Below are 2407 nucleotides of genomic sequence, written 5' to 3'. Positions count from 1 at the left end.
CCTTCGAGGTTTTGACCGCAGAGCCGGTGCGAAGAAGACGCAAGCCTCGTGAGTGGTCGGACGACGAAAAGGCGCGGATCCTGGCCATGGCGCTGCAGCCTGGGGCGAACGTCTCGGCGGTCGCCCGGTCTGAAGGCTTAGATCCGTCACAGCTTTATGGATGGCGTCGCACGGCACTGGCATCGGGCGCTGTTGCGCCCCTGACTGATGGAACGGGCAAGCAGAAGTTCGCACGCGTTGAAACGGTAAGCAGCGGCTCGGTCGATATTGCCATTGGCGATATGGTGGTGCGCGTCTGCGGCGCGTTCAATCCTGATCACCTGGTGAAGGTTCTGCGGGCGGTTCGCAAGGCATGATCGCGTCTGGTGTGGTGGTTTATGTGTCGTGCCAGCCGGTCGACTTCCGCAAAGGAGCCGCGTCGTTGATGGCGCTGGTGCGGGATGGCGGTCTCGATCCCTTCAATGGCGCGCTTTACGTCTTCCGGTCGAAACGGGCCGATCGTATTCGTATTGTCTGGTGGGATGGCAGCGGTGTCTGCCTCTATTCGAAAACCTTGGAATCAAGGCTTCTGCTGGCCGGGTATATCGGCGGCACGGATACGTCTAGACCATTCTCAGCTGATGGCGTTGCTGGCCGGAATGGATTGGAAAAAGATCCGCCCGACGAAGGTCAGGCGACCTTTGTTGACGGGCTGACAGCGCCTGCGACAAGATGAATCATGCCGCTGTAATGGTTGGGAAAACGGCTGTTTTTGTGCTCTACTCATTGCCATGGATTTGCCCCCTCAAGACCTGCCGGACGACGTTGACGCGCTGAAAGCGATGGTCCTCGCGATGGCGCGCGAGCAGGCTGCAAAAGAAGTTCGGCTGAAAGCTGCTGAAGTTGAGATCGCCCGGCTGGAGGCGGTGGAGAAGAGCGCCAACGAGCGGATTGCCAACCTCACATCGATCCTGAAGGTTCTCCAGCGCACCCAACATGGCACACGTTCCGAGCGATTGCGCCTTGGCGTCAATGATGAACAGGTGTCCTTTGCCTTCGAAGAAGTCGAGACTGGCCTTTCGGCAATCCAGAGCGAGCTTGATCATGCGGCCAAAGACAAGCCGAAACGAGCACCACGTCCGCGCAAGGGTTTTGCCGCTCATCTCGAACGCATCGAGGAAGTGATCGAGCCAGAGATCCCGGCCGGCTGCGAGGGGTTGGAAAAGGTCCTGATTGGTGAGGATCGCTCGGAACGACTGGATGTCGTGCCGCCGAAGTTCCGGGTCATCGTGACGCGTCGCCCCAAATATGCCTTCCGGGGCAACGATGGCGTGCTCCAGGCTTTGGCACCGGCACACATCATCGAAAGCGGCCTGCCGACGGAGCGGCTGCTCGCCTATATCGCCGTCTCCAAATACGCCGACGGCCTTCCGCTCTACCGGCAGGAGGCAATCTATCTACGCGACGGTGTCGAGATCAGCCGATCGTTGATGGCTCAGTGGATGGGGCATCTGGGCTTTGAACTGCAGATCTGCGCCGATTACATCCTTGAGCGCGTCAAGGAGGGCGAAAGGGTCTTCGCCGACGAAACGACCTTGCCCACACTTGCGCCCGGTTCGGGGAAAACGACGAAGGCCTGGCTTTGGGCCTATGCTCGCGATGATAGACCCTACGGCGGAACTAGTCCGCCGATGGTGGCCTATCGATTTGAGGACAGTAGGGGCGCTGAATGCGTGGCGCGTCATCTCTTCGGATTTGGCGGCATCCTGCAGGTAGACGGCTACTCGGCCTATACCAATCTYGCCAAGACGCGTGCCAAGGCCGGCAGCAATGAAACGATCCGGCTCGCAGGATGCTGGGCGCATCTCCGCCGCAAGTTTTACGACCTCCACATCAGTGGTGTCTCAAAGGCTGCAACGGACACGATCATCGCGATGACCGAGCTGTGGCGCATCGAGGATGAGGTCCGCGGTCGCAATGCCGACAGCCGCTCCATGCTGCGCCAGGAAAAATCCACAACCATCGTCTCCGGCCTCTTTGACCTTTGGGAGAAGGAATTGGGCAAGGTCTCTGGCAAGTCCAAGACCGCCGAAGCGATCCGCTACGCGCTCACCCGGCGCGAAGCACTGGAGCGCTTCCTGACGGACGGACGCATCGAAATTGACTCCAATATCGTCGAGCGCGCAATCAGGCCCCAAACAATTACGAGGAAGAATAGTTTATTCGCCGGCAGCGAGGGCGGCGGACGCACCTGGGCGACGCTGGCCACCCTCTTGCAGACAGCCAAGATGAACAACGTCGATCCACTCGACTGGCTCTCCCAGACCCTGACCCGCATCGCTCAAGGCTGGCCTGTATCTGAGCTCGAGGCGCTCATGCCGTGGAACTTCAAGTCCCACGCCATCGGCTGACCGCTTACCCGCTTACG

At 59.9% G+C, this 2407-nt stretch carries 3 protein-coding genes; all 3 read left to right on the top strand.

Annotated features, from left to right (window positions below):
- On the top strand, positions 1 to 356 hold a 356-nt coding region (locus tag AC1DE4_RS31615; RefSeq protein ID WP_477884739.1), incomplete at its 5' end, for a transposase.
- Complete coding sequence (gene tnpB / locus AC1DE4_RS31610) at positions 353 to 715, top strand: IS66 family insertion sequence element accessory protein TnpB (RefSeq protein WP_477884738.1); 363 nt, start codon at positions 353 to 355, stop codon at positions 713 to 715. The genes AC1DE4_RS31615 and tnpB, both read left to right, overlap by 4 nt.
- 55 nt (positions 716 to 770) lie before the next feature.
- Positions 771 to 2390: an IS66 family transposase gene (gene tnpC / locus AC1DE4_RS31605; protein WP_477884737.1), complete on the top strand. Its 1620-nt coding sequence runs from the start codon at positions 771 to 773 to the stop codon at positions 2388 to 2390.
- Positions 2391 to 2407 lie beyond the last annotated feature (17 nt).

This window comes from Rhizobium sp. 10N414 (assembly GCF_056394785.1).
The sequence above is the reverse complement of the archived record's forward strand: the minus strand, read 5'-3'. Positions and strand labels throughout refer to the sequence as shown.

Excerpts from the sequence above, each read along its gene's own strand:
- tnpB (WP_477884738.1), top strand. The coding sequence starts at position 353 with ATGATCGCGTCTGGTGTGGTGGTTTATGTGTCGTGCCAGCCGGTCGAC.